The organism is Paraburkholderia sp. A1RI_3L, assembly GCF_048957895.1.
Taxonomy (GTDB): domain Bacteria; phylum Pseudomonadota; class Gammaproteobacteria; order Burkholderiales; family Burkholderiaceae; genus Paraburkholderia; species Paraburkholderia kururiensis.
In genome coordinates this window covers 375,302-401,265 of record NZ_JARCHA010000005.1, presented here as the reverse complement: position 1 = coordinate 401,265, position 25,964 = coordinate 375,302, and the positions used below count along the sequence as shown (strand labels likewise).

General features: G+C 65.8%; 21 protein-coding genes. 4 read left to right on the top strand and 17 right to left on the bottom strand.

Annotated elements, in window-relative coordinates; all coding sequences use genetic code 11:
• Positions 1-37: 37 nt before the first annotated feature.
• The 9 genes from PXJ20_RS17175 to PXJ20_RS17135 form a co-directional block, all read right to left on the bottom strand.
• Positions 38-1,216, bottom strand: coding sequence for a glycosyltransferase family 4 protein (locus PXJ20_RS17175; RefSeq protein WP_421029272.1), 1,179 nt, complete (start codon positions 1,214-1,216; stop codon positions 38-40).
• A complete protein-coding gene (locus PXJ20_RS17170; protein WP_233411277.1) occupies positions 1,217-2,683 on the bottom strand; it encodes an O-antigen ligase family protein in 1,467 nt (488 codons plus the stop codon).
• A gap of 60 nt (positions 2,684-2,743) precedes the next feature.
• Entirely contained in the window at positions 2,744-3,940 is a 1,197-nt protein-coding gene (locus PXJ20_RS17165) for a glycosyltransferase (protein WP_421029273.1), read from the bottom strand.
• 62 nt (positions 3,941-4,002) lie between these two features.
• Positions 4,003-4,926, bottom strand: a complete 924-nt coding sequence (locus PXJ20_RS17160; RefSeq protein WP_421029274.1) for a glycosyltransferase — start codon at positions 4,924-4,926, stop codon at positions 4,003-4,005.
• 55 nt (positions 4,927-4,981) lie between these two features.
• Positions 4,982-7,204 carry a polysaccharide biosynthesis tyrosine autokinase gene (locus tag PXJ20_RS17155; RefSeq protein WP_421029275.1) on the bottom strand — a complete coding sequence of 741 codons (2,223 nt, stop codon included), beginning with the start codon at positions 7,202-7,204 and terminating at the stop codon, positions 4,982-4,984.
• 49 nt (positions 7,205-7,253) lie between these two features.
• Positions 7,254-8,438, bottom strand: a complete 1,185-nt coding sequence (locus tag PXJ20_RS17150; RefSeq protein ID WP_199540029.1) for a polysaccharide biosynthesis/export family protein — start codon at positions 8,436-8,438, stop codon at positions 7,254-7,256.
• Positions 8,417-8,875, bottom strand: coding sequence for a hypothetical protein (locus PXJ20_RS17145; protein WP_017773915.1), 459 nt, complete (start codon positions 8,873-8,875; stop codon positions 8,417-8,419). Before PXJ20_RS17145 ends, PXJ20_RS17150 begins: the two co-directional genes overlap by 22 nt.
• Positions 8,876-8,936: 61 nt before the next feature.
• Positions 8,937-10,373, bottom strand: coding sequence for a UDP-glucose dehydrogenase family protein (locus PXJ20_RS17140; RefSeq protein ID WP_421029276.1), 1,437 nt, complete (start codon positions 10,371-10,373; stop codon positions 8,937-8,939).
• Between the two features lie 120 nt (positions 10,374-10,493).
• Complete coding sequence (locus tag PXJ20_RS17135) at positions 10,494-11,894, bottom strand: undecaprenyl-phosphate glucose phosphotransferase (protein WP_421029277.1); 1,401 nt, start codon at positions 11,892-11,894, stop codon at positions 10,494-10,496.
• A gap of 555 nt (positions 11,895-12,449) precedes the next feature.
• On the opposite strand from PXJ20_RS17135, the gene PXJ20_RS17130 reads away from it, so the two are divergent.
• Entirely contained in the window at positions 12,450-13,955 is a 1,506-nt protein-coding gene (locus PXJ20_RS17130; protein ID WP_421030913.1) for a mannose-1-phosphate guanylyltransferase/mannose-6-phosphate isomerase, read from the top strand.
• 207 nt (positions 13,956-14,162) lie between these two features.
• Here the strand turns inward: PXJ20_RS17130 and PXJ20_RS17125 are convergent, their stop codons facing one another.
• Positions 14,163-15,440 (bottom strand): transposase, encoded by a 1,278-nt coding sequence (locus PXJ20_RS17125; protein ID WP_421029278.1) that lies wholly within the window; start codon positions 15,438-15,440, stop codon positions 14,163-14,165.
• Positions 15,441-15,998: 558 nt separating this feature from the next.
• Positions 15,999-16,301, bottom strand: coding sequence for a YciI-like protein (locus tag PXJ20_RS17120; RefSeq protein ID WP_126877294.1), 303 nt, complete (start codon positions 16,299-16,301; stop codon positions 15,999-16,001).
• Between the two features lie 292 nt (positions 16,302-16,593).
• Here PXJ20_RS17120 and PXJ20_RS17115 point away from each other — a divergent pair, with 292 nt between their 5' ends.
• The 3 genes from PXJ20_RS17115 to PXJ20_RS17105 all read left to right on the top strand — a co-directional run bounded on the left by PXJ20_RS17115 (position 16,594) and on the right by PXJ20_RS17105 (position 18,607).
• Entirely contained in the window at positions 16,594-16,920 is a 327-nt protein-coding gene (locus PXJ20_RS17115; RefSeq protein ID WP_126877295.1) for a PsiF family protein, read from the top strand.
• 230 nt (positions 16,921-17,150) lie between these two features.
• Entirely contained in the window at positions 17,151-17,606 is a 456-nt protein-coding gene (locus PXJ20_RS17110; RefSeq protein ID WP_421029279.1) for a hypothetical protein, read from the top strand.
• Between the two features lie 413 nt (positions 17,607-18,019).
• Positions 18,020-18,607 (top strand): BPSL1445 family SYLF domain-containing lipoprotein, encoded by a 588-nt coding sequence (locus tag PXJ20_RS17105; RefSeq protein ID WP_042298810.1) that lies wholly within the window; start codon positions 18,020-18,022, stop codon positions 18,605-18,607.
• 156 nt (positions 18,608-18,763) lie between these two features.
• Here PXJ20_RS17105 and PXJ20_RS17100 read toward each other — a convergent pair whose 3' ends face one another.
• From PXJ20_RS17100 to PXJ20_RS17075, 6 genes are all read right to left on the bottom strand, one after another.
• Entirely contained in the window at positions 18,764-19,831 is a 1,068-nt protein-coding gene (locus tag PXJ20_RS17100; RefSeq protein WP_017773906.1) for a glycosyltransferase family 4 protein, read from the bottom strand.
• A gap of 264 nt (positions 19,832-20,095) precedes the next feature.
• Positions 20,096-21,259: an AAA family ATPase gene (locus PXJ20_RS17095; protein WP_421030914.1), complete on the bottom strand. Its 1,164-nt coding sequence runs from the start codon at positions 21,257-21,259 to the stop codon at positions 20,096-20,098.
• Between the two features lie 84 nt (positions 21,260-21,343).
• The gene (gene otsA / locus PXJ20_RS17090; protein WP_421029280.1) at positions 21,344-22,747 is read right to left on the bottom strand and encodes an alpha,alpha-trehalose-phosphate synthase (UDP-forming); all 1,404 of its coding nucleotides are present in this window, start codon (positions 22,745-22,747) and stop codon (positions 21,344-21,346) included.
• Positions 22,748-22,990: 243 nt separating this feature from the next.
• The gene (locus PXJ20_RS17085) at positions 22,991-24,292 is read right to left on the bottom strand and encodes a mechanosensitive ion channel family protein (RefSeq protein ID WP_421029281.1); all 1,302 of its coding nucleotides are present in this window, start codon (positions 24,290-24,292) and stop codon (positions 22,991-22,993) included.
• A 252-nt stretch (positions 24,293-24,544) separates the two neighbouring features.
• Positions 24,545-24,913: a Rap1a/Tai family immunity protein gene (locus tag PXJ20_RS17080; protein WP_017773902.1), complete on the bottom strand. Its 369-nt coding sequence runs from the start codon at positions 24,911-24,913 to the stop codon at positions 24,545-24,547.
• Between the two features lie 167 nt (positions 24,914-25,080).
• The gene (locus PXJ20_RS17075) at positions 25,081-25,896 is read right to left on the bottom strand and encodes an ankyrin repeat domain-containing protein (protein WP_421029282.1); all 816 of its coding nucleotides are present in this window, start codon (positions 25,894-25,896) and stop codon (positions 25,081-25,083) included.
• Between the last annotated feature and the right edge of the window lie 68 nt (positions 25,897-25,964).

Here is a 25,964-nt window from a genome sequence, read left to right as displayed (position 1 = left end):
CGCAGGCGCCCGTTCGCCACGTCTTAAGTGCTTCACGCTATTGCGCGTAGGCTGCATCGGGCGCTTCGGCGCGGCGGCCCGCCTCGCCGTCCGCGAGTTGCCGGTAGAGCGCGAGATACTGCTGCGCCATGCGGGTCCAGCCGAACTGCGTGGCCAGTTCGCTCGCGGCACGCCCCATGGCCTCGCAGCGGTCCGATGAATCGGCAAGGCGCGCCACGGCTTCGGCCAGCGCGTGCGGATCGTCGGGGTCTTCCAGCACGATTCCGCATTCGGGCGTGATGATCTCGGCGCCGCCCGCGGTGCGCGCGGTCACGACAGGCAAGCCCGCCGCCATCGCTTCGAGCAGCGAAAGACTCATCGCCTCGTAGCGCGAAGGAAACACGAAGGCGTTCACGGAATGCATGAGCGCCGGCATGTCTTTCACGAGACCGAGAAAATGCACGCGGTCCGCAACGCCGAGCTTGCGGGCCATCTCGGGGTACGGGCTGCCCGGCAGGTAGCCGGCCACGGCAATCTGTACGCGCGGCGGTAACACACGTAGTGCTTCGAGCACGGTGCCGAGGTTCTTGCGCGGCGTGCGCAGGTCGCCCACGAAAAGCAGCAGAAACGCGTCGGCGGGCAAATCGAATTTCACGCGGTCGCCGCTCGCCGCGGCGAAGCCCTGCGTATCCACGCCGTTGTAGATCACGTCGAGCCGGTTGGAAGGCGTGAGCCCGATGCTGCGAATTTCGTCAGCCACCTTCTTCGACACCGCCGTGATGACGCGCGAGCGTCGATAGGCCCAGCGTTCGAGCCACGCATTGCAGCGCGTATAGACGTACTGATACGACGACCACAGGCTGCGGCCGATCCCGAACGGGTAGTACCGGCTGCGCGCCCAGCCGCTATGCACGAAGTGCGCGGTGTTCACGTCCGCGCGGGCCCACGTGATGAAGCCGTTCACGTGCAGCACGTCGTATTCGCTGCGATGCGCGCGCAGCCACAGCGCGCTTTTCGCGGCAAAAACCTGCTGGCGCAGCAGGTTGGTGGGCCACCATTTGCCGGGCTTCACGCAGACCCAGCGCACGCGCGGATGTGCGAGCAGTTCCGGTGCGACGTGCGAGGCCACCAGCGTGACCTCCATGCCCTCTTCGAGCGCGGCCCGCGCAATCTCGTGATTCACGCGCCCCTGGCCGTCGTTGTGGCGCACCACGTGGGTGACGATGGCGACTCTCAATCAGGTGCCTCCGTTGAGCGTTGCGGCACGTCTGCGCATGGCTTTCTGAGATTTCTGCCAGTGTGCCGCGGAAAGAATGGAAAACACGCTTGAAAACAGCAGCAGGCCGCCGGTACCCACAAGCGAGTTGGTGAAGACGAGCATCGCGAAGATGGCGAGCGCAAGGCTCAGGCACGCGGAGGCATAACGGTCCTCGCGCAGCGCGAACGACGCCCGCACGGCCCGCGCGAGCAGCCACAGCGTGCCGGCGAGATAGAGCAGCGTGCCGGGCCAGCCGAGCACGAACGGAATGTTCATCACGCCGCTGTCGAAACTGCCGTACTTGCCCAGTTCGCCGCTGTCGCTCGAGAGCTTGGTCGAGGCGCCCGTGGCGCCCAGCCCTTCGCCCGTGACGTCGGTGAACGCGGTTTTGGCGAAGTTGGCGTAGAACTCGTTGCGCGCGGCGTAGCTCTGGTCGTCGCGCAGGTTCACGAGCGTGTCCAGCCGCGCCTGCATGCGCTCGGCGACGGGGCCCACGGCAAGCAGCGGCACGCTGAGGCCCGCGAGCAGCACGCCGCTCGCCACGATGCGCACGCGCACGCGGTTGTTCGACTTCATGAGCTGGATGAGGAGCGCGATGACCCAGCCGCCCCATGTCGAGCGCACGAGCGAAAGCGCAAACGAGAGGAAGCCGAGCGCGCCGGCCACCCAGCGAAAGCGATGCTGCGCGGCCATCACGAGCACCATGGCGCCCATCATCGCGAACGCGAACGGGCCGGAGGAGTTCATCGTGCTGAACACGCGCACGCCGAACGGCACGGGGTCGCCCTGCGAGTTCATGTTCGAGCCGATCATCCACATGGCGTCCCACGGCGGCATGATGAAGAACTGCACCACGCCGTAGGCACCCATCACGAGCATGCCCCAGATGAAGGTGTTGACGATGGTGTCGCGATACTGCGGATACTGGCGCGTATTGGCCATGATGTGAAAGCCGATCAGCACCGGGTAGATCCAGTTCGCGAGGTCGTAGGTGGCCGCGAGCGGCCCGCTTGCCACCACGCCCACGATGAAGGCATAACCGATGCCGCCCAGTATCAGCAGCACCGGCAGCCCGCGCCGCTGGGCGAGCACCGGGTAGTAGCGCAGCAGCGAGAGCGCGCTGATCATGGTCACTGCGAGCGGCGCGATCTGGATCAGGCTCGTGGGCGTGAAGCCGCCCTTGCCGTAGTCGGCAAGGCGCCGCACCTCCGGGCTCAGAAACCAGGTCCACCACATGAAGCCGACGTAGCGCGCGGGGCTGCGGAAATAGAGCCACACGCCCGTGACCGTGGCGAGCACGGGAAACGCGAGCGTGAGCACGGTGCCCTGGTGCGCGACGATCAACGCGGCGGTAATCACCCAGAGCGCAACCGGCGGCATCCATTCGAGCCAGTCGCCGCCGAAGAGGCGCGACGCGCGGGCAGCAGGCGCCTGCGCGCCCTGCATGCTCCCATTCGCCGCACCGCCGTTCGGATGAACGGGGCCTGTGACGGACATCGTCATCGGCTATCGCCCTCCCCTTGCTTCGCTCGGCGCGCGCCGCATGACGGCGGTTTCGTTCGCCTTCGCTTCATCGGCGGCCGTTGCGCGGGCACGAGGTGACACGGGCTGAGGTTGAGATTGCGGGCGCGCGAGGCGCAGCATCTCGCGTGTGATCTCGACGTGCTGCTGCGCGAAGTGCTGCGTCGTGAGGTCGCGCGAAACGAGCTGCGTCGCCGCCGCGCGTGCCTGGGCAAGGGCCACCGCGGGCTGCGCCACGAGCCGGTTTGCGGCCTCGCGCAACGCTTGCGCGTCGAACGGCGGCACGTAGGACACGGCCTTGCCGTCGAAATAGTCCGCGAGCGCGCCCACGTTCGTCACGATCATCGGCTTGCCCACCGCCGCGGCTTCCAGCATCACCGTAATGCCCGAGGCGTGCGAGTTGGGGCGCAGCGGCACCACGATCACGTCGGCCCAGTCGTAGAGCGCGTGCTGCTTCTTGAGTCCCGAAGCCGACGCGATTTCCACGTTCGGTGCGTGCAGCGAAGCGGGAATGCGCCGGCGCGTAGCCAGCTTCACGGCGTAGCGCGCGTCGTGGCCGAACGCCTTGATGAGCGTTTCCCAGTCGCGATCGCGGTCGTTGCCGATGGCGGCGATGCGCAGCGGCGCATGCGGTGTCCAGGCCTCGGGTTCACGCACGGGGAAGTCCGTGGTGTTGAGTCCGTAGTAGACGTGGCGCGCCTCGCGCTTCAGATAGTCGCGACACAGCGCGGCATTTTCGCTGGCAAGCGTCGTGAGCATGTCGGCGCGCGCAATCAGCTTGCGATAGAACGCGCGGCGCAGCGCGCCGTATTGCGGCCACTTGTCGAAGAGCCAAACGCTCTGGGCGAGCAGCATCGGCGGTGCGGCGCGCCGGCCCAGCAGGAGCAGCAGCAACGCCACGGAAAGATGCTCGTGCTCCGTATGCGTCCAGATCACGTCCGAATTCAGGATGGCTGAGCGATTGCGCCACGTGTGAATGAAGTCGAAACCGAGCACGGCCTTGAGCGCGCGACGCGCAAGCCGCACCGGCGCGCCTTCGCGTGCGTCCTCCGAATAGGACAGCGCGAATTCAGGCGACTCGGCGTGGTGATATCCATACAGGCAGCCGATGTTCTCGCCCTTGCGGTAGTAGCGCGGATCGGCGCCGTAAAAAAGATGCACGTGGACGTGGGTCACGCTCATGCGGTTCTCCGGAAGGTGTTCGCGGGCCAGGGCAGGACCTCGAGCGCGGTCAACGGCGTGGGTCATAGCGCTGCGCGCCGTGCCTCGTGCGCGCCCGTTCGCACCGCGCGCCAGCGGGCGATCGTGGTGCGTCCGCGCTTCGAGGCGAGCGCAAGCGCTGCATGCACGAAGCCGGGATAGACGCGCGTGCCCACCAGCGCGTACCACCACCAGGCTGTCTCGCGGCGCAGCGGCGGCAACTGGGCGCGCAGGATCAGGTGCAGGTTGTAGGCGGCGTTGCGCACCGCCTGCAGGGTTTGCGCGTCGCGACGGTCGTCGTCGAAGCGTTCGGCAGGGAAATGGTCCACGGCCACCTGCGGGTCGTAGACGAGCTTCCAGCCCGCGTTCTTCACGCTCATGCTGAAGGCCATGTCGTTGTGGACCTGGGCGCCCGCGCCGCGCAGCCGGTTGTCGAAGCGGATGTGGCGAATCGCCTCGCGCCGGTAGCTCATGTTGGCGCCCTTGAGCACGTCCACTTCGCGCGCGCTACCCACGCCGAGGTGATGGTTGCCCACGATCTTGCCCGACAGACGCAGCTTGCCGACGAGCGGGCGCGCGCCGTCGAGCACGCGGCCCTTCTCGTGCACCCAGTCGCGACCGCCCAGCGCACCGAGACGCGGGTCGCTTTCGAAGCTCATCGCAATGCGCGCGACCCAGTCGGCGCGCGGCGCGGCGTCGTCGTCGGTGATGGCCACGACGTCGCACGTGGCGGCATCGAGGCCGCGGTTCAGCGCGGCCACCTGGCCCGGCACGTCCACGGGCACCACGACGAGCGGCAGCACGCGGCTCGCAACGTGTTTGGCGAGGCATTCGTGCGTGGCGTCGTCGTCGGGGCGCGCCACGACGATCACTTCGTCGGGTTGGCGCTGCTGCCGCTGGAGCGCGGCGAGACACCGCGAGAGATCCGCGGGGCGACGGAAGGTGGGAACGAGTACCGAGACTTTCATTCTGGCTCCTGGGTATCGTTTGACGTATGACTGAACAGGTACCTGGGCTGAGACGTCACGCGCTCAGATATTCCTGCACGGCTGCATAGCCGCGCCCGTAGGCGCCGCGCGCCCGCTGCGGCATCGCGTTGAAGATGGCGCCCTGCACGTGCACGCCGCCTGCGCGCAGGCGCTTGAGCATGTCGCCGATCTCGCCTTCGCTATGCATGCCCGAGCGGACCACGACGAACGTAGTGCCCACGTGCGCGCCGATCACGGCGGCGTCGGTCACGGCCAGCACGGGCGGCGTGTCGATCAGGATCGCGTCGTAGCGCTTGGCGAGCGCGTCGAGGTATTGGGCGAGCCGCGGCGACATCAGCAGCTCGGACGGGTTCGGCGGCCGGCGTCCGCAGGAAATGAACTGGAGGTTGTCGACCTCGGTGGTGCGGATCGCTTCTTCGAGCGCGATTTGCCCCGAGAGCAGTTCCGAGAAGCCGTTGTCCTGCGGGCCGCCCAGGTAGCGTTCCAGTGCGCCGCGCCGCATGTCGCCGTCGATCATGAGCACGCGCTTGCCCGAGTGCGCGAGCAGCACGGCGAGGTTCACGGTGAGAAAGCTCTTGCCCACACCGGGCATGGAGCCCGTGAACATGATGGCGTGGTTGCTCGCGTCCATCATCGTGAACTGCAGCGCGGTGCGCAGACTGCGCAGGCTTTCCACGGTGACGTCTTTGGGCCGCACGCTGGCAAGCACCGAGCGCAGGCGATTGCCGCCGCGCACCACGGCGCTTTCGAGCGCGGTCTGTTCCGTGGAAAGCGGGATCATGCCGTACACGGGCAGGTGGAAGGTGCGTTCGATGTGCTCGGGGTCCGCGATGCCCTTGAACATGTTGCGCCGGACGAACACGAAGCCCGTGCCCACGATGAGGCCGAGTATCGCGGCAGCCGATACGATGAGCGCCTTCTTCGGCTTCGACGGCATGCCGGGCCGCATGGCGGCGTCCACGATATGCACGTTGCCGCCCGTGCCCACGCGCTGCACGGAGAGTTCCTGGATGCGGTTGAGCAGCAGCACGTAGATGTCTTCGGCCACCTTCGCATCGCGTTGCAGCTGCACGGCCTTCACTTCCGTGGCGGGCAGATCGCGAAAACGCGTGTCGTACTTCGCGCGTTCGGTTTCGAGCTGCGCGAGTTGCTGGCGCGCCGCGACGAGCACGGGGTGGTCTTCGCCGAAGCGCTGGTCGAGCGAGGCGATCTGCAGCTTCATGGCCGAGATCTGCTGCTCGTATTGAACGCTGCCGTCCAGGTAAATCTTCGCTTCGTCGCTCGCGTTGATGGAGCCGGACTTGCTCTGGTAAGCCGTGAGCGCCGCCTCCGCACGCACGAGGTCGCCCTTCAGGCGCGGCTCTTCGGCCTTGAGGAAGTCGAGCATCTTGTTCGCGTCGGCCTGCTTGGTGGCCACGTGCTCGCGCACGTACGACTGCGCGAGCGCGTTGGCGATCTGCGCGGCACGGCCCGCATCGGTGTCTTCGAGCGAGATCTGGATCACGCCCGTCTGCTTGCCCTGCTCCTGCACGTTGATGGCCGACTGGAACGCCGTAATCGCATCGAGGTTGTTGAGGCGCACCACTGTGAAGCGCGTACCGGGCCGCGCCACGAGCCGGTTCACGAGCATCGTCACGCCGTTGCCCTGCGCCTCTTGCCCTGCTTCGCCGCGCAACAGCAGACGGCCTTCGCTGTCCTCCAGCGTGTAGCGGTTCGCGCCTTGAGCGACGAGCGTGAGCTTCTTGCCCTCCAGCGACGGGTCCACGTCGATCGAATCGACGTTCGCCACTTCCCCGCCCCACGCGTACGAATCGAGGCCGAGCCACGGCTTCGCGGGCTCGCCCGGCGTGGCGAGCCGCGCGGCAAGGCTGCCGAGCACGGGGAACGTCTTCGGCGCCACGAAGAAGTTGAGCTTGAACTGATCCACCACGGGCTCCACCACGCTGCGGCTCTTGATCATTTCGATCTCGGCGTCGGTGGGCAGCGCGGACGAACCCGTGGACACCGCGGCGCCCGTCTGCGTTTGCGTGAGCGGCTGCGAGGTGTAGTCCGCCGCCTCCACGCGCACGCGCGCATCGGCCGTGTAGACGGGCTTCGCGACGTAGCAGTAGAACACCGCGATGCCGACGACCATGGCGGCAATGGCGATCAACCACCAGATGTCGTCGAGCAATACCTGCAGCAGATCGCCGAGGACCACGTCCTCTTCTTCGGTTCGGGCCGTGATGCCCAGTGGAGTGTTTGCTTGCGTGCTCACAGTTCGGTCCCGATGGATAAGAGGCAGTTCGTGCGCGTCATGTCGTGCATCAGCGCGTGATCTGCTTCGTGTAGAAGATGGTCTGGATGGTCGGCAGCACCTGCTGAAGGACGCGGTTGAACGTCGTCGAGGCGGCCGTGCCGACGTAGACCACGTCGAGCGGCTGCAACTGGAACTTCGTGGAGAGCATGATCGAGTTCGGCTGCGTCATGTCGAGCCGGTACACGTCCGGCTTCGTGGGGTTGTCCATCATGCCGCGCATCACGTAGATCTGGCGCGGGTTCGCGTCGGTGTCCAGAATGCCGCCGGCCTGCGTGAGCGCGTCCGCAATGGTGAGCCGGCCCTTCAGCATGGGCATCTGCGTGGGCGTCTTCACTTCGCCCAGCACGAACACGCGGCTGTCGGAGCGGTCCGGAATGTTGACGATGTCGCCGTTTTGCAGCATCACGTTCTGCGTGACGTCGCCGCGATCGAGCAGACGGTTCGCGTCGAGCACATAGAGCTTGTTGTTGCGCGTGAGGCGCACGCGCTGGATGTCGGCGTCCGCCGTCGTGCCGCCCGAGCGCGTGATGGCATCCACGAGCGTGAGCGGCACGTCGCTGATGGCAAGCGGTCCGGGCTGCTTCACTTCGCCCGTCACCTGCACTTTCTGGCTGCGGTACGCGAGCACGCGCACGTCCACCTGCGGATTGCGGATGTAGCGCACGAGCCCCTTCGAGAGTTCGTCGCGCAGTTCGTTGACGGTCTTGCCCGCGGCGCGGATACGGCCCACGAACGGGAAGTAGATGGTGCCGTCGGCGGCAACGGTCTGGCCATACGGGTCGGCCTGGCCCGAGAGCGCGTTCGTGTAGGGCTGCGTGAGCGCCTGCGCGACGGTCTGCGTGGTATTGCCGCCCGTGGAAAACGTGCTGCCCTGGGGCGTGGAAAGTTCGGGATGGTCGTAGACAGTCACGCCGAGAATGTCTTGCGGCGCGAGGTGGTACACGTAGTCCGCGGGGCTCGCGTAGCGCGAGGCCGGCAGATCCACGGGCACCGCAGCGGCCTGCATCTGCGTGGCCACGAGCTGCGAGTCGATCAGGTGCACCGGATACGTTTCCTGCTGCTTCTGCTCGTTGGAGTCTTTCAGACTCGACGTATCGAGGTAGTTACCGGGCGCGGTTGCGCAGGCCGACAGGAAAGCGGTCAGCGTCAAGACGATTCCGATGTTTCTCTTCAGCATATTTTGTCCAGCCATCCCTTCACCAGATGTTCGATCAGCGCGAAGCTGTCGCGGTATGCCGCTTCGTCGCGGCCATGCGGGTCGATCACGTCCGAGTCTTCCCACTGCCCGAGCGCGTAGACCTTGCCGCGCGAGGTGGGCTCGAGCGCTTCCACGTCTTTCACCTGACGGCGCTCGGTCACGAGCACGAGGTCCGCGTCGCGAACGAGCCGGCGCGTGAGACGCCGCGCGTGATGGGCGCCGGCCGCGATGCCGCGCTCCGCGAGCAGGCGCTCCATCACGGGGTCCATGCCGCCGCCTTCCATGGCGCGAATGCCGGCCGAGTGAAAGGCCGGCGTGCGCGGCGAGCGGGCCGCCCTTGCGGCGTGCCCCGCCTGCGCGCGGAAGAGCCGCTCCGCGGCCGGCGAGCGGCACACGTTCGCATGGCAAACGATCAGGACGTTGTTGAACATCGCGGGTTCTCCGTCGCCTGTTGCGATCTCATTGCGATCTCACAGCGGTCTCATTGCGGTCTCATGCCCTGGCGGTTTCGTCCGCCGGCACGCTGCCTGCCGTGCGCGGCTGCACGTTGGCGCGTGCGCCTGCAATCGCGCCTTGCCGCCCAATGGCGTGATACTCGATGCCGAGTTCGGCCATCGCTTCGGGCTCGTAGAGATTGCGGCCATCGAAGACGAGCGGCATCGTCAGCTGCGCCTTCAGCGCTTCGAAGTCCGGCATCTTGAAGACCTTCCATTCGGTGAGGATCACGAGCGCGTCCGCGCCTTCGGCCGCTTCCATCTCGTCGTCGACGAACACGAGACGGGCCTGCTGCTGCGGCGCGCCTTCGAGGTCGAGCGCGAACACGCGGCGCGCTTCATCGGTCGCGACCGGGTCGTAGGCTTTCACCGTGGCGCCGCGCGCGAGCAGCGCCGCGATCAGCGCGCGGCTGGGCGCTTCGCGCATGTCGTCGGTATTCGGCTTGAACGCGAGACCCCACACACCGAACGTGCGCCCTGTCAGGTCTTCGCCCAGACGCGCGACGATCTTGTGCGCAAGAATCTTCTTCTGCGTTTCATTGACCGCCTCGACCGCCTGCAGGATGCGAAGGCTCTGGCCTTGCTCGTCGGCGGTGCGCACGAGCGCCTGGACGTCTTTCGGAAAGCACGAGCCGCCATAGCCGCACCCCGCATACAGAAAGTCGTAGCCAATGCGCGGGTCGGAGCCGATGCCGCGACGCACGGCTTCGATGTCGGCGCCCACACGGTCAGCCAGATTGGCAAGCTCGTTCATGAACGAGATGCGCGTGGCGAGCATCGCGTTCGCGGCGTACTTCGTGAACTCCGCGGAGCGCACGTCCATGTACAGCGTGCGCTCGCGGTTGCGATTGAACGGCGCGTACAGGCGTTTCATGAGTTCGCGGGCCTTTTCGCCGGGCACGTCGTCGTCGCAGCCCAGTACGATGCGGTCGGGCCGCGTGAAGTCTTCCACGGCCGCGCCTTCCTTCAGGAACTCGGGGTTCGAGACCACGGAGAACATGTGCTGCACGCCGCGCGCGCGCAGCTCGCCCGCAATGGCCTCGCGCACGCGCGCCGCAGTGCCCACCGGCACCGTCGATTTGTCGACAATCACCTTGAAGCCGTTCATGTAGCGGCCGATGTTGCGCGCCGCGGCGAGCACGTATTGCAGGTCCGCCGAGCCGTCTTCGTCGGGCGGCGTGCCCACGGCGATGAAGAGCACGTCGCCGTGGGCGACCGCGGCTTCCACGTCGGTTGAAAACGTGAGACGGCGCGCCTTGCGGTTGCGCGCGATGAGTTCCTGCAGACCCGGTTCATGGATCGGCACGCCGCCGCTGTTGAGCACGTCGATCTTGCGTGCATCCACGTCGAGGCAGAATACGTCGTTGCCGATGTCGGCAAGACACGCGCCGGTAACGAGGCCAACGTAGCCGCTTCCAATGATCGTCAGGTTCATGAATCACACCTCGAGAACAAAACATCCGGTTTCAGAAAACGGAGCGGGACGGGCCGCGCCGTGTCGAATCGTGTGGCGTGCGTCTCGTGCACCGCAGCGCCGCTCTGTTGCGCTATTCCACTAATACGCGTTGCGGCCCGCGAAGCCCTTCCACATGGTCAGCGCGACGATCTTGAGGTCGAGCCAGAAGGTCCAGTGCTGCATGTAGTAGAGATCGAGCTTCACGCGCCCCATCATCTTTTCGATGCGGTCCGTCTCGCCGCGATAGCCGTTGATCTGCGCCCAGCCCGTAATGCCAGGCTTGATGCGGTAGCGGTGCATGTAACCCTTCACGAGGTCCTTGTAGATGTCGTCGTGTTCCAGCGCATGCGGGCGCGGACCTACCACCGACATCTCGCCCTTCAGTACGTTGATGAACTGCGGCAACTCGTCGAGACTCGTGCGGCGCAGGAAGGCTCCAACCGCCGTGATGCGCGGATCGCCGCGACGCGCCTGCGTCACCTTGCCCGCTTCTTCGCGATGCACCTTCATCGAGCGGAACTTGTAGATCTCGAACTCGTTGCCGTCGATGCCCTTGCGCTTCTGGCGAAAGAACACCGGGCCCGGCGACGAGAGCTTCACGAGCACGGCGATCACGAGCATCAGCGGCGAGAGCGCCGTGAGCGCCGCGAGCGCGAAGAGCCGGTCGAACACGAGCTTCGGCAGCACGCGCAGATCCGTGATGGGCGACGCCGCCAGGTTGATCGCCGGCACGCCCAGCAGATCGACCACGGGCTGGCTGAAGAGCGAGAGACTCTGCACGTCCGGAATGAACCGGATGTTGACGAAGTCGTGGCGCAATTCCTTCACGAAGCGATGGATCGTGCGCTCCTGCGAAATGGGCAGCGCGAGCCACAGTTCGCGGATACCGCGATGGCGGATCACCTGGATCATCGCGGCGAACCCGTGCTCGACTGGCACGCCTTCGATCGCGCCCGTGTCGGGTGCGGCCACCTCGCCCGTTGCGCCGAAGCTGCCGTCGTCGAATACCGCGACAGGTTTGAAACCGGCTTCGGGGCGCCCGCGCATCTGCTCGATCAGAAAACGCGCATAGCGTGGGCTGCCCACGATCGCCACGGCCTTCTGGTTGTAGCCCTCGCGGCGCAGCCCCTTGAGCACCGTATGCACGACGGTCTTCGTCACGATCAGGAGCGCGACGGTCGCAATTGCCCAGTAGCCGAGCCACAGCCGCGACAGCATGTCCGCGCGGTGCAGGCTGAAGCTCATGAGAATGCCCATGCCTTCCACCGCGAGCCACGCGAGCGCCACGCGGCCCAGCAGGTCGTAGAGCGGCTTGCCGCGCCACGACTGATAGATGCCGAAGGCCGGAAATATCCAGATCATCAGCAGGCAGTTGAACGCCAGCGCGACGTTCTGCATGTCCGTGAGCCAGACGAGCGACCCACCATGCAAGGCAGCGGCAATCAGCGCGCCCGCGGCAACCATCGCAATATCGATGACTCTGGATAGAACGCTCAGCATGAACCGCACCTCGGATTGTCGATCAAGTTCGTGTTCCGTCCGGGAATATGAGTGAATACCCTCGTACAGGTATCAATAAAGCGGTATTAAAATTCGGCCCGCAAGCACGCAAAATATCTCGAAATGTATCGGTAGACATTACCGAATTTTGTCTATTTTTGTTCGGTAATTGCTGCTTTTTTGTGGCGTTTACGGGGCCAACGGGGCGCCGCAGAGGCCCTCCAGCGGTACACGGGCGCATCTTGTCAGACATTTCGCGCCGCCCCGCTCCGCAGTTCGTCCAATGTGCACCTTTCCCGGGTCGAGCCATGGCGGCTTTTCTTTCCTTTTATTTTTTTAATTTCATCTGCCGGCGAAATAAAAACGCCACAAATCGTTATGCGATTTATCGAATATCGAATTCGTTTCAATAAAGCGCTTTTGCAGAAGTTTCGTAATGCGTTTTATTGACTATTTACGTCGTGCTACAACTGCTCGCACTGATCTTCGATCCTGTGTGAGGAGAACGATATGTCTCATCCGGTAATTGCGGCGGCGGCTGGCGCCGGCGCTCGTATGGCCGCTCCGGCCGGCGTGAAGCTGAAGGTCCATCCGGTGATACTCGCGGGCGGCTCCGGCACGCGCCTGTGGCCCATGTCGCGCGAGCAGTATCCGAAGCAATTGATCGGACTGCTTGGCGATGATTCGCTGCTGCAATCCACGGCATGCCGGCTCGATGCGCTCGACGCGGGCTATCCGCTCGCCGAGCGGATCGTCGTGGTGGGTAACGAGGAGCACCGCTTCACGACAGCGGAGCAATTGCGCGTGAGCGGCAAGGTGGCCCGCCTGATTCTCGAACCCGCGGGGCGCGACACGGCGCCCGCACTCACCGTTGCAGCACTCTCGATTACGGCCGCCGATGAAGACGGCATCATGGTCATCATGCCCGCAGACCACGCCGTAACCGACCTCGCCGCATTCCAGGCCGCGGTGGCGGCCGGCGTGCAGCATGCCGCGGCGGGTCGCGTGGTGACGATGGGCATCGTGCCGACGCGTGCGGAGACCGGCTACGGCTATATCCGCGTGGGCGAGCCGTTCGCTCAGGGCGACGGGTCGAACGACGGGTCAAGCGACGAGGCAAGCGATGAAGCGCGGCGCCTCGAACGCTTCGTCGAAAAGCCGCATCTCGAACTCGCGCAGCAGTACGTGGCCTCCAATGCGTATTGGTGGAACAGCGGCATCTTCATCATGCGTGCGTCCACGTGGCTCAAGGCGATTCGCCACTTCGAGCCGGCCATTCACGAAGCGTGCGTCACGGCCTGCGAACGCGGCCGTGACGACGGCGACTTCTTTCGCGTGGACCGCGAAGCGTTCGCCTCGTCGCCGTCCAATTCGATCGACTATGCAGTGATGGAACAACTGGGCAGCGACACTTCCGTGGTCACGGGCGTCGTGGTGCCGCTCGCGGCGGGCTGGTCCGACGTGGGATCGTGGGACGCGATCTGGGAGATTTCGCCGAAGGACGAGGCCCATAACGTGGGCCGCGGCCGCGTGCTGTTCGAAGGCGCGCAAACCACCTTCGCTCATTCGGAAGGACGCCTGATTGCCTGCGTCGGCACGCACGATCTCGTCGTGGTGGAAACGCCCGATGCCATTCTCGTGGCCGACAAGGCGCACGTGCAGGACGTGAAGAAAGTGGTGGGCCGCATTCGCAGCAGCCGCGGCACCGAGGCGGCGAACCATCGCAAGGTCCACCGCCCCTGGGGCCACTACGATTCCGTGGATATGGGCGAGCGCTTCCAGGTGAAACGCATTGTCGTGAAACCGGGCGCGCGCCTTTCGCTGCAGATGCATCACCATCGCGCGGAGCACTGGATCGTCGTGCGCGGCACGGCACTCGTCACGCGCGGCGAGGAGCGCTTCATCGTCTCCGAAAACGAATCGGCCTATATCCCGCTGGGTGTCACGCACCGGCTCGAGAACCCGGGCAAGATGCCGCTCGAAATCATCGAGGTGCAGTCGGGTTCCTATCTGGGCGAAGACGACATCGTGCGCTTCGACGATACCTACGGGCGACAGTGACGCGTGGAGGTGGACCGGCGGGGTGAGCCTGTTTGCCTGTTTAGACGGCTCCTGCGGCGGCGAAGCGACTTTCGCTCGCCTGCCGCCCATGGGCCGGTCGCGATTGCGATGAGGTTGTGCCCTTGCCTCGGATCACTGCGTTAGATCACTGCATTAGTTCAGACGCGGGTCGCGTGCAGTGGCCTGCGATGCTTCAGTTCACGTGCCTCAGTTCGCATGCGTCAGGAACTGCGAGACTCTCGGTGCGCGTTCGGGCCCGTGGTCCGGTGCGCGTTCCGGCATGCGTTCGGCCGTGCGTTGCTGCGCGGGCTGCGAAAGACTCGTCGAAAGGCTCGTGCCTTGCGCTTCGCTGTTGCCGAGCCCATCCAGCGCGGCATCTTCGCTTCTTGATACGACGTCGGTCGGGTAGCGACGCAGCGCCACCCATCGCGCGTTCACGTTGAGCGCGTCCGCCGCACTGCGCGTTACAGGGCCTGCGTTCGGCACGGTGGGCAATGCCCGCTGCACCTGATTGGCAAGCGGCGGCCGGCTGGCCACGGGCGCGCTCACGGCGCCGCCTTCGCGTTGTTGCGCGAGCTGCTGCGCCGCTGCACGCGTGCGGCAATCGCGGTCGATCCACTGCTGCGCCCACTCCAGCGCATAGCGTTGCGCAGCGTCGGCATCGTCGAAACGCGGACCGACGAGACCCGAGCGCTCGACACGGCGTCCATCGCGCATGATTTCGGCGGCGGCCCGATACAGACGATTGGGAATCGGCTGCGCCATCGCGTAAATCACATAGCCGCGGCGATCCACCAGTTGCTCGCCCTGTACAGGCAGGCTCGACCACATCGGGTCGCGTGTAACGACCTCCTGGCCGTCGGACGTCTGAAGCGGGCGAGTCGACTGGGGCGACGAAGGCAAATTTGTAACGTTCTGCCCGGCCGCCGCCGCTGCGCCCGACGCGTTCGCATCCGCCGCATCGCTTTCAGGTGCACCGGTAAGCTGACGCGTGATGTTCGCGATGGGATCGAGACGGCCGAGCGAATCGAGCGAACGGCCGAACGCGCGCCAGCCCGGCGTGGCATCCGGTGTCTGCCACGATTCGGGGCTCTTCCAGAACACGCCGCGCATGCCGTCCGCGCGCCCGCTTTCTTCGCGCGCGGGCGGGGGGCTGGCGGGCGCAGTCTGGCGTACGACCGGGGCCGACGGTTCAGGCACGTAGGCGAACTTGCGGCCGCCTTGCGAGAGAATGCGGACCACCTCGGCCAGCGTGCCGTTCAGTTGCCACTCTTCGAAGCGGCGCCGGCAGGTTGGCCCGGACGGATAACGGCCCGGCAGTTTCGACCACGGCTCGCCCGTGGTCAGTATCCAGAGGACAGCGTTGGCCACGACGCGAGGCTCGGCACGGGGCCGGCCGCGCCGGTTCAGGCGCACGACTGGCTCGTCGGAAACGAGCGCGGCCACCTGCGCCCATTCTTCATTGCTTAGCTCATCGAAAAACATGTGTTTCTCCACGCAGCCAGGCCGGGCTGCGGCTTTGAACACGCACGAATTTCATGAAACGGTGATTCGTGTCGTGCCCTCGGTTGCACAATAGGCTTATGCGTTTTGTGCCACTTTCGAACGGTCGCACTGAGGTAGTGCGAACATTCCCCGGCGCGACGCACAAAACGGGGTCTCACTCGTGCATGGGAGAATTTGTGCACGAAGCATACCATCACCAGGGTTTGCATGAATATGACAGAGACAGTTGTTACGCATGGAAACAAACTTGTCCTTTTTGCGGCGTAGATGCGGCTGGCTTGAAAACGGAAATGATGGCAGCGGCAGCACGCCGGACGCAGGTCCGGCGGCTTCAACCGGCTTTGTGACAGCTAATGTCACATATCAGCGGAGCACTCGCTGCTTATCGATTTTTTTATGAATTTCTTATCACGTCGATATAGCTTGCGCTGAATACCGTCATTCCATGCCAATTGCGTAATGCGCAATACGCCTGCGATGCTTCACGCATAGTCTGCACAGCGCTTCAATCTGCGATACGGCCTGGGTAAACGCGCTTCACTGGGCGCGCACGGGCGTGGCGGCCTGCTCGCCGACCACGGTCTGCCAGCCCCGCACGTGCCAGCGCGTGACGAGCCCTTCACGCACGTAGGGATCGGCGCGTGCGAAGTCTTCGGCGACGGCGGGCGTTTCACCCGTGAAGAGCAGCACTGCGCCGTCGACGGGGTCGGTCAATGCGCCCGCCAGCAGCAATTCGCCGCGCTCGGCCGCGGCCCAGGCGAGCGCCAGATGCGCGGCGCGATATTCGCCGCGGCGCTGAAGATAGTCGGGTGCAACGTCGTACATGAGCAGATAGTGCATTGACGTCTCCGTGACGAAGCTTGAGGTAAAACCGGGCGGCCGCAATCTGTGCCGGCCACGGCGCATTGCATGTGAATCATATCGCCGCAGGCCAAACGTGAAAGCGTGCGCGCCAGGCCGTGTGTCCTCGCCTGCCCAGGGTATAACCTGCCTGCCCTGTGTCAACCAAAGCCGCCGCCGCCTCGTTTTCAGAGCGGCTTTGCCACGCGCGGGACGGTGCCGATAAACTGGCGCCGTCCATGCCGCCCTGACATGACAACGAGAAAGTCCAATCTCTGATGGGAGTGTGTCCATGAAAATCCAATCTGCTATCGCCGCAGTCGTGCTGGGTGGCGTATTCGCTGCGCCGGTGTTTGCTCAAACCGCCGCTCCTGCTGCACCTGCCGCTGCCAATACGCAGCAGCAAAAAATGAAGGCCTGCAACACGCAAGCCAGCGGCAAGAAGGGCGACGAGCGCAAGGCGTTCATGAAGCAGTGCCTTTCGGCCGATGCTCCCGCCGCCGCGTCCGGCCCGATGAGCCAGCAAGACCGCATGAAGATGTGCAACCAGCAGGCCACCGGCAAGAAAGGCGACGAGCGCAAGGCGTTCATGAAGTCGTGCCTCTCGACCAAGAACTGACACCGGCCGGTCGTACACGCTCTATCCGGCCCGGGCGCCCGCCTGGGCCGAGCGCAGTCCTTCTGTTCAGCCCCGTTTCCCCTTCCCCTTGCCGCAGCGCGCCCGTACACCACGTCGGCCGTTTTCTTCTATGATGGCGGCCAAGGCGGCGCTTCCATCACATGCAAACACAATGAGCCATCGGGCGCCGACCGGTCGTTGATGCCGCAGTGCATTGAACGGAGGCAGGGATGGCATGGAGACAAAACCGCTGGGTACGGCGCTGGCTGATCGTGATCGTCTTCTGGGCAGTGCCCGTGGCGATCGTGGCTGTGCGCGAGATCCAGGAAGAAATGGCTTACAACCGGGCGGACCTGCAACAGGCGCTGAGCACCTGGACATTCACCGATGCCCAGCGTGCCGCCGGTGCTCCGCAACGCTGCCACGGCACCCCCGATGAAGCGGCCGGCGCCGGGTGTCCGCAAGACGTGCTCGCCGCGAACGCCACGCGCCAACAGGAGGCGCGCGACGAATACGCCGTGCGGCGCGCCACCCTCGCCAGCTATCTGTGGCACGCCTTCGTGGGTTACTGGATCGTGCCGGCTGCCACCCTCTTCGCCGTGGGGCTCCTGATCGCGGGCATCCGCCGCGCGCTCAGACGGCCGCCCGTCGAGCGCCCTCCCGTCAAGCGGCCGGCTCCCCATTGAGTGTGTGTCGCGCACCCGATTCCTTTCGATTGGCATTCCAGTCGGTCACAACTTCCCCCGCACGCCGTCCATTCGCCCGCGAGCCCTGATGCCACCGGGGCACACCGCTTGCTACTCCAGCCATGACTGAGCCACGCGCGGCATGTGAACCCGCCGCGCAGTGACACAGTGGCTAACCTCGAGTAGCCGACGTCACCCTCCGCTTGCCGCGGGCGTCCCCGTACGGCAAGCGAGACCCGCCGCGCATGGCTAAACGCCCTCGAGCACACAGCCACAAGCGTGACGGGTGCGATGTAGCACGATGTCGCGTCCAGGGCGGCCGTCATGGTCCCCGTGTTATAACGGGCCAGGCAGTTCCCGGCCGCCGCCGAGGGTCGGCGGCCGCTTCCGGAAACCACAACGGAGAAAAAACGATGCAAAAACGCAACCTGATTCTGAAGGCTTCCACCGCGGTCCTGCTCGGCGCGCTGGCGCTCGCGGGCTGCACGACCACGCCCAACGAGTCGAATACGGCGTCGACCAATGCGTCCAAGCGCCACTCCATCGACGCGAGCGTGGACGGCACCCTGTCGCGCCTGTATCAGACCGTGCCGGGCTCGCGCGAACTCGTGGCCAAGGCGCGTGGCGTGCTCGTGTTCCCGTCGGTGATCCAGGCCGGCTTCATCGTGGGCGGCCAGTACGGCGAAGGCGCGCTGCGCGTGGGCGGCAGCAGCGTGGGCTACTACAGCACCGCAACCGGCTCGTTCGGACTGCAGGCGGGCGCGCAGTCGAAGGCCATCGTCTTCCTGTTCATGACGCAGGACTCCCTCGACAAATTCCGCAGTTCGGACGGCTGGGCGGTGGGCGGCGACGCCTCGGTCGCGCTCGTGAAGGTGGGCGCCAACGGCGCCATCGACTCGAACACGGCCACCGCGCCAGTGCAGGTCATCGTGCTGACCAACGCCGGCCTGATGGGCGACCTGTCGCTGACTGGCACGAAGGTTTCGCGCCTTCACATCTGAGTATCACGGGCGTCGGCGGGCGTCGGGCCCGCCATGTCTCAGGCGCAGCCGGAGCCTGCTCTGCGGGCCTCGGCTGCGCCTGTGTCGTTTCATCAGCACATCAGCACGGCCGCGACGGCACGGCTTCGTTCGCGTGCGCCGCAGCGTGAAAGCGCTTCACGTCGTGGACGCGTCGATCACCTTGAAGCGCGAGCGCTTTTGCGCGCGAATCACAGACTGATAAGCGTCCACGTACTCCTGCGCCATGCGGTGCGACGTGAAGCGCTCCTCGAAGCGGCGGCGCACCCCAGCCCTCGACACGCGATTGAGCCGATTCACGGCGGCACACGCGCCGATCTCGTCTTCCACGATGAAGCCGCTCACGCCTTCGTCCAGCACCTCCGGCACCGAGCCGCGATTGAACGCGATCACCGGCGTGCCGCAAGCCATCGCCTCGATCATCACGAGCCCGAACGGCTCGGGCCAGTCGATCGGAAACAGCAACGCATGGGCGCCCGAGAGAAACGCGGCCTTTTGCGAATCGTCGATTTCGCCGATGTACTCGACATGCGGCAGTTCGAGCAGCGGCCGGATATCGCGGTCGAAGTATTCGCGGTCCGCGGCATCCACCTTGGCCGCGATGCGCAGCTTCATGCCGCAGCGGCCCGCGATGCGGATCGCGGTATCCACGCGCTTTTCCGGCGAGATGCGTCCGAGGAACGCAAGGTAGCGCTGCTCCACCGGCTGCGGCGTGTAGAGCCGCTCCGGCAACCCGTGATAAACGGTGGTGAGCCACTTCGCCTGCGGCAGCGGCTGGCGCTGCGCATTCGAGATAGAGACGACGTGCTGCGTGTTGAACGTATCGAACACCGGCTGCTGTTCGGGCAGGTCGAGCCGCCCGTGCAGCGTGGTCACGAACGGCGTTTCCTGGCGCTTGAATACCGAAAACGAGTAGTAGTCCATGTGGAAATGCAGCACGTCGAACTGGTCGGCCTGGCGGCGCACCAGTTCCATGAGCAGCATGTGCGGCGCGACGCGGTCGCGAATGCCCGGGTCGAGCCGCAGCGCGCGCGGCCACACGGGTTCGAGCTTCGCGCTCGTGATCGAGTCGCCGCTGGCAAAGAGCGTCACGTCATGACCGAGTTCCACCAGCGCTTCGGTGATGTACGACACGACGCGCTCGGTGCCGCCGTAGAGCTTCGGCGGCACCGATTCGGTCAACGGTGCGATCTGCGCAATTCTCATTGGTCTCTCCATGAAACGGCCTGAACCTTGAACGCTGGCTCGCGCGCACGCGTCTGCCCGCGCGGCGGGTACGGCCGATGGGTGGATTATTGTTCAGCCGCCGCGCCCGCGCCCCTGGTATTTCAATTGAAAAGCGCTGTTACAGTCGCGAAACAGTATGCTTTTCAAGAGAAAATGGCGCGCCCGGCCTCGTCGCGGACGGCGCTCAGCGTGCCGGCGCTCAGTGTGGCGGCCCTTAGCGTGCGGGCCCTTAGCGTGTCGGCCTTAGCGTGCCGGCCATTTCCAGGCGGGCAAATCGAGTTCGTCGGCCTGGGCGATGCGCGTGGCGCCCAGCGTCTTTTCGAGCACGATCGAGTGGCTGCCGCCCTCGCGCTCCAGCGCCGCGATGAGCCGCGCCGCATGCGAGACGACGAGCACCTGCGAGCGCGTGGACGCATCGGCAATCAGCCGCGCCAGCGCGGGCAGCAGGTCGGGATGCAGGCTGGTTTCCGGCTCGTTGAGCACGAGCAGCGCAGGCGGGCGCGGCGTGAGCAGCGCCGCGACGAGCAGCAGATAGCGCAGCGTGCCGTCCGAGAGTTCGGCCGCCTTGAGGGCGCGCAGCAGGCCGTGCTGCTGCATCGTCACCTCGAAGCGCCCCTCGTGGTTGACCACGGCCACGCTCGAGCCGGGAAACGCGTCTTCCACGGCAGCGTCGAGCGCCCGCGGATTGCCGATCTCGCGGATGGTCTGCCACGCCGCGGCGAGGTCCGCGCCGTCGTCGGCCAGCACCGGCGTATGGGTGCCGATCTGCGGCTGGCGCGCAGGCGCCTCGGCGTCGGTGCGGAAATGGTCGTAGAAGCGCCACGAGCGGATCTGTTCGCGCACCGCGATCATCTCGGGCGCGGTCTTCGGGTCCGAGAACTCGGTCATCATGCTATCGAAGCTCGCGATGGGCTGCGCCACGGGCGCCCACTCGCCCTCCTCGTCGCGCGTGCGCAGCGTCGGGCCCTGCCGGTCCACGAGCAACGCCGACGGGCGCAGCACCGGCCCGCTCCAGATGCACTCGCGCTTGACGATGGGGTCGAGCTGGAACTGCGAGATGCCCGGCAGCGGCAAGCCGAGGTCGATCGCGTAGCCGAACGTGCTGCCCGCAAAGCCGAGCCGCAGGCTCACGGGCTCCTTGCGGCGCGTTCCCTGTACGGGCACCTCGCCCGCGAGCATGCCGCGCGAGAAGCGCTCGGGGCCGGCCCAGAGCGTGGACGGCAAGCCGCCTTCGCGCGCAAGCGACGCAATCAATCCGCCGCGCGCCGTCGCCGCGAGCAGGCGCAGCGCCCGATAGAGGTTCGACTTGCCGCTGCCGTTCGGTCCCGTCACCACGTTGAGCGCCGCGAGCGGCACCACCAGTTCGCGCAGCGACCGGTAACCCGCGATGGCGAGCGTGCCGAGCATCGGCTCGCGTTCGCGCTCGCCGTTCATGCCGCGGCTGTCCCGTTTGCTGAGCTCATGTCGTCGCGCCGCCATGCCGCCACGCCGTCACGCCTCGCGCTCCAGGCTGCGCAGGTCGCGCAGGAACGAGTCGCGCCACACGCCGAGATCGTTCTTCCGGAGCGCCGTCATGTTGGTTTCGTAGCGCGCCTTGCGTTCGGCAAGCGGCATCGCCAGCGCCTCTTGCAGCGCCTCGCTCATGCCGATGGCGTCGTGCGGATTGACGAGCAGCGCGCCCGAAAGCTCGGCAGCCGCGCCCGCGAAGATGGAGAGCACGAGCACGCCGGGATCGTCGGGGTTCTGCGCCGCCACGTATTCCTTGGCGACGAGATTCATGCCGTCGTGCAGCGGCGTGACGAACCCGATCTGCGATTCGCGGAACAGCGACATCAGCTTCCAGCGGTCGTAGCGCTGGTTGAGATAGCGGATGGGCGTGTAGTCGAGCGCGGAAAAGCGGCCGTTGATGCGCCCGGCTTCCCCTTCCAGCTCCTGGCGGATCTGCTGATAGGTATCGACATCCGAGCGCGTGGGCGGCGCGATCTGCACGAGCGTAACGTTGCCGCGCCATTCGGGCGCGCGCTCCAGCAGTTGCTCGAAGGCGCGAAAGCGCTCGACGAGCCCCTTCGAATAGTCGAGCCGGTCGACGCTCATGATGAGCTTGCGGCCCTCCAGGCTCTGCTTGAGGTCGAGCACGTGCTGGCGGCTTTCGTAGCGTTTCGCCTGCTCGGCGATCTCGTCGGGGAACACGCCGATGCGATACACGCCGGTGTGCAGCATGCGGCCGAAGGCCGAAGCAACTGCGCCTTCGCTTTCTCCCGTGTCCGTCACTTCGCCGCGTGCATGGCGCACCAGGTAGTCGTGGAATGCGACCTGGTCGTTGCGCGTCTGGAAGCCGATCAGGTCGTAGCAGCACAACGACTTCACGAGTTCTTCGTGCGGCGGAATGTTGAGCAGGATCTGAGGCGCGGGAAACGGAATGTGCAGGAAGAAGCCGATCAGGTTCGTCACGCCTTCGGCGCGCAAGGCCTCGGCAAACGGAATCAGGTGGTAGTCGTGGACCCAGATGACGTCGTCGGGCTCAATCAGCCTGGTGAGCTTGTGCGCGAGCCAGGCGTTGACGCGCCGGTAGCCCGCGTATTCGTCGCGCTCGTAGCGGGCCAGATCGTTGCGGTAATGGAAAACCGGCCACAGCGTGGCGTTCGAAAAACCGCGGTAGTACTGGTCGTAGTCCTTGCGCGTGAGGCCCACGGTAGCAAAGGTCACCGACCCCTCCTGCTCCAGCACGGGCCCCGCGTTGGCCACCGTCTCACTCACCACGTCGCCGCTCCAGCCGAACCACACGCCGCCCGCGTCCTTGAGCGCGCCGAATACGCCGACGGCGAGGCCGCCCGCGGACCCTTTCGTCTCCGTGGGCGTGGCCACACGGTTTGATACTACGATCAGTCTGCCCATGAAACCTGTTCTCCCGATTCCTGTTGTGCCGAGTGTTCGTCTGCTCGCGTTGCGCCGGTCTCGTGGCGTGTGGTGGTGAGGTTATCGCGCCTGTCGCTGCGGTGCCTCGTTCTTGTGTTTGTGCGGGTTGCCGGAACCTGCGCGGCTTGGCCGTGGCGGTCGCCGTGAACGCGATGGCTGCCGTGTCGTATCAAGGCGGACCGATCTGGCGGGCCAGCCACCGTGGCCGCGTCCAGTCGCGCGCTATCGGTCCGGCGCTTGCGCCTGGGCCGGCTGGCTGCCTCTCGCCTCGCCGTCGACGGGGGCAGGCACGTCGCCGGCAGCCCGTTCGTCGCCGTCAGACGGACGCGCCGCGCGACCTCCGGCACGCGCGCTGCGGCCCGCCACCGGGTCCGCCTCGGTATGCGCCGCCGTGCTCGATGCGTGGTGTCGCGAGCCTGGCACGTGGCGGCCGTGCGCGCCATGCGTGCTGCTCTCCAGTTCCGCCGACACTTCGGCCCGTGCACGCGGCAAGTATTGCGGGTAATGCTGGTTCACGAAGTCGAGCAGCCCTTCGCGCACGCGGCAGCGCAGGTCCCAGTTCAGCCCCGAATCCTGCGAACTGACGAGAATACGCAACTGCATCGCGCGTTCACTGGTGTCGGTCACTTGCAACACCTGCACACGCCGGTCCCACTCGGGCGCTTCGGCGACGATGCGCGCGAGTTCCTCGCGCAGCGGTGCGAGCGGCATGCGGTAGTCGAGCCAGAGATACACGGTGCCGATAATCTCCGCGCTGCTGCGCGTCCAGTTCGTGAACGGGTTTTCGATGAACCACTGAAGCGGCACGATGAGCCGGCGCTGGTCCCAGAGCCGTACCGAAACGTAGGTGCCCGTGATCTCTTCGATGCGGCCCCACTCGCCCTGAATGACCACCACGTCGTCGAGGCGAAGCGGTTGGGACAGTGCGATCTGCAAGCCCGCAATCAGGTTGCCGAGCACCGGCCGCGCAGCGATACCGGCCACCAGACCCGCCACGCCGGCCGAGGCGAGCAGGCTCGCACCGATCTGCCGCACGTTCGGAAAGGTCATGAGCGCCGCGCCTACGCCGACGATCACGATCACCACCATCACCGAGCGCGCCAGCACCCGCGCCTGGGTATGGATGCGCCGCGCCTGCAGGTTGTCCGCGGTATCGAGCGGATGCGCCTCGATGATCGCTTCGCCGATCGCGGCGGCCGAGCGCACGGAAAGCCAGGTCATCCCGCCGATCAGCGCGAACGCCGCGAGATCGCGCAGGCTGCCGATGAAATGGAGCGTGTCCGGCGCCTCCCACCAGACGATTTCGAGCATGAGAATCGCGACGACGAAGAGCGCCGGCTTGTCGATGTAGCGCAGAAAGACGCTGAGAATCGGATAAGGCCGCGCGATGCGGATAAGCACGCGGCCGCCCGCCCAGTGGACGCCGAAAGCGAACGCAAGCCCGATCACGGTGAAGAGCAACGTTCCCGGCCACGCTTCCAGCGGTGCCGAGGCGATGCGTTCGAGATCGTCGATCGTGATCATGAGCGACCTTCTCCTCCTTCTCCCGGTAGCGGGAAGACGGGCGACTTATCAGGCAACCTGTGGTGCGGCCTGCGGGGCAGCCTCCCGGGCGACCTTTCACGCAAGCAGCCTTGCGTCACGCAGCGACGCCGCTCCCGCAATCTGCCGCGGCGCGCCCGCGTGGCCGCCCTCAGCAACGCTGCCCGCCCGCGCAGTCCACCGCTGGCACAGCCCCAGGCCGGCAACGGCGCCCCGTTACCCGGCGGCTCGCGGCTAGTTGCCGGTCTTGCAGGGAAAGGCCTTGCCGAGCCCCAAAGAAACCGCCGTGCTCGCGTTGTAGCCGGCCACGTTCGGATTGTCGGCAATGTACTTGCGTACCGCGTCCGTCAGTTGCGCGGAGCGCGCGTCCGGCGGCAGGCAGAAGTATTGACCCACGCGCGGGCCGGTGGTGCCGCCAATGGCGTCGATGGTATTGAACACGCCGTCTGCCGCGCCTTCGATGTAGGCAGCGCATGCGGCGCGCGACGCCACGTCCGTTTTCATGCAAAGGCGGTTGAGGTCGCTCGCCGTGAACGCGAAGGCGGCAACCGGCAAGACAAGCGCGCCGGCGCAAGCGCCGGCCCGGATCAGAACCCGCAGCATGATTCTCCCTTGATGCATACGTGTGGTCCGGCGCGGTCGCGCGCAGGATGCGCCCGGCCCCGCTGCCGGCCGAAAAAGAGGATGCAACGATCGCGCAAGAAAAGCGAGCAATGCAACGATGCGCCGCGTGGGCGGCCCTTCATTTCCGCGCGCGGCGCATCAATCCGCTATTTTGCACTGTTTTGCGGTGCCGACGCAGCCGCGGGCGCCTGCTGCTGCATCTGGGCGATACGGGCGGTCAAGCCTTCCACCACGTCCGGCGCCTTGTAGTGCTTCGCGAAGTCGAGCGCCGTGAGACCCAGCTGATTCTTCACGTTGAGATCCGCGCCATTGTCGAGCAGCAGCTTGACTGTCGAAATGTGGTTGCCACGCGCGGCCATCATGAGCGGCGTGGTGCCGTTGGGCGAGCCCGCGTCGACATAGGCCGACTGATCGAGCAGCAACTTCACGACGTCGTCGTGGCCGTTCGCCGCCGCGTAATGCAGCGGCGCCCAGCCCTTCTTGTTGACCTCGGCGCCCTTCGCGATCAAGAGCTTCACGAGGTCGAGGTCGCCGTTCAGCGCCGCGAGCATCATCGCGTTCTCGCCTGCCTTGTCTTGCGCCTCGATATTCGTCTTCGGATTCGCGACGAGCGCCGCGGCCACCTTGTTGGACTGCTCGCGCGCCGCCAGCACGAGGAGCGGGATGCCCTGGTCGTCGGTCAGGTTCGGGTCCATGCCGTTCGCGAGTTGCTTGTTGACTTCCTTCACGTCGTCGAACTTCACGGCCTTGATCATCGTGTCCGCAGGCGCTGCCTGCGCGGGCGTGGCCACCAGCGTGCCGGCGAACCCGGCGGCGAGCGCCAGAGACGCAACGCCGCGCCGCAGCAAAGCCGATACCGATGCAACACCGGCATGCCGGGACGATGCAGCCCGACGGTTCACCGAAGAACCGTCTGCCAGGAAGCCTGCAATAGCGCGCGAAGGCCGAAGATCGAATTTCATGTTTTACCTTAAATTATTTGTCTATCTTACTGATAATACTGAAATATTGCCCGCACACTCGCCGCATG

Bases quoted from the DNA above. Each gene is read 5' to 3' on its own strand.
- PXJ20_RS17170 (WP_233411277.1), bottom strand. From the start codon at position 2,683: ATGCAGGGCGCGCAGGCGCCTGCTGCCCGCGCGTCGCGCCTCTTCGGC.
- PXJ20_RS17165 (WP_421029273.1), bottom strand. From the start codon at position 3,940: ATGAGCGTGACCCACGTCCACGTGCATCTTTTTTACGGCGCCGATCCG.
- PXJ20_RS17160 (WP_421029274.1), bottom strand. From the start codon at position 4,926: ATGAAAGTCTCGGTACTCGTTCCCACCTTCCGTCGCCCCGCGGATCTC.
- PXJ20_RS17150 (WP_199540029.1), bottom strand. From the start codon at position 8,438: ATGGCTGGACAAAATATGCTGAAGAGAAACATCGGAATCGTCTTGACG.
- PXJ20_RS17145 (WP_017773915.1), bottom strand. From the start codon at position 8,875: ATGTTCAACAACGTCCTGATCGTTTGCCATGCGAACGTGTGCCGCTCG.
- PXJ20_RS17140 (WP_421029276.1), bottom strand. From the start codon at position 10,373: ATGAACCTGACGATCATTGGAAGCGGCTACGTTGGCCTCGTTACCGGC.
- PXJ20_RS17135 (WP_421029277.1), bottom strand. From the start codon at position 11,894: ATGCTGAGCGTTCTATCCAGAGTCATCGATATTGCGATGGTTGCCGCG.
- PXJ20_RS17130 (WP_421030913.1), top strand. From the start codon at position 12,450: ATGGCCGCTCCGGCCGGCGTGAAGCTGAAGGTCCATCCGGTGATACTC.
- PXJ20_RS17125 (WP_421029278.1), bottom strand. From the start codon at position 15,440: ATGTTTTTCGATGAGCTAAGCAATGAAGAATGGGCGCAGGTGGCCGCG.
- PXJ20_RS17120 (WP_126877294.1), bottom strand. From the start codon at position 16,301: ATGCACTATCTGCTCATGTACGACGTTGCACCCGACTATCTTCAGCGC.
- PXJ20_RS17115 (WP_126877295.1), top strand. From the start codon at position 16,594: ATGAAAATCCAATCTGCTATCGCCGCAGTCGTGCTGGGTGGCGTATTC.
- PXJ20_RS17110 (WP_421029279.1), top strand. From the start codon at position 17,151: ATGGCATGGAGACAAAACCGCTGGGTACGGCGCTGGCTGATCGTGATC.
- PXJ20_RS17105 (WP_042298810.1), top strand. From the start codon at position 18,020: ATGCAAAAACGCAACCTGATTCTGAAGGCTTCCACCGCGGTCCTGCTC.
- PXJ20_RS17100 (WP_017773906.1), bottom strand. From the start codon at position 19,831: ATGAGAATTGCGCAGATCGCACCGTTGACCGAATCGGTGCCGCCGAAG.
- PXJ20_RS17095 (WP_421030914.1), bottom strand. From the start codon at position 21,259: ATGCTCGGCACGCTCGCCATCGCGGGTTACCGGTCGCTGCGCGAACTG.
- otsA (WP_421029280.1), bottom strand. From the start codon at position 22,747: ATGGGCAGACTGATCGTAGTATCAAACCGTGTGGCCACGCCCACGGAG.
- PXJ20_RS17085 (WP_421029281.1), bottom strand. From the start codon at position 24,292: ATGATCACGATCGACGATCTCGAACGCATCGCCTCGGCACCGCTGGAA.
- PXJ20_RS17080 (WP_017773902.1), bottom strand. From the start codon at position 24,913: ATGCTGCGGGTTCTGATCCGGGCCGGCGCTTGCGCCGGCGCGCTTGTC.
- PXJ20_RS17075 (WP_421029282.1), bottom strand. From the start codon at position 25,896: ATGAAATTCGATCTTCGGCCTTCGCGCGCTATTGCAGGCTTCCTGGCA.